1 pseudogene is annotated in these 329 nt (G+C 62.6%); it reads right to left on the reverse strand.

Going from position 1 to position 329, the window contains the following annotated elements:
• Window positions 1–329, reverse strand: a pseudogene (locus tag EN846_RS34145) (arginine decarboxylase); the annotation flags it as partial.

Consider the following 329-nt stretch of genomic DNA (forward strand, 5'->3'; position numbering starts at 1 on the left):
CATAGGTCGCACGCAGTTCGTCCAGGCGGTAACCCACGTAATCCAGCATCACGTCGGTGGTGTCGCCGCGGCGCTGCTGGGTGATGGCGTAGCCATCGGCATCGGCCAGCACTTCCACCGCGTCGGTATCGCCGAACAGGTTGTGGATGTCGCCCAGGATTTCCTGGTAGGCGCCGACCATGAAAAAGCCGATGCGGTAGCTCTCGCCCGGCTTCATCTTGTGCAGTGGCAGCGAGCTGTCCAGGCTCTCGTTCTCGACATAGGTTTCCACCATGCCGTCCGAGTCGCAGGTCATGTCGGCGATGATGCCGCGACGGTCCGGAGCTTCG

The sequence above is a fragment of the Mesorhizobium sp. M4B.F.Ca.ET.203.01.1.1 genome, assembly GCF_004791025.1.
GTDB classification, from domain to species: Bacteria; Pseudomonadota; Alphaproteobacteria; order Rhizobiales; family Rhizobiaceae; genus Mesorhizobium; species Mesorhizobium abyssinicae.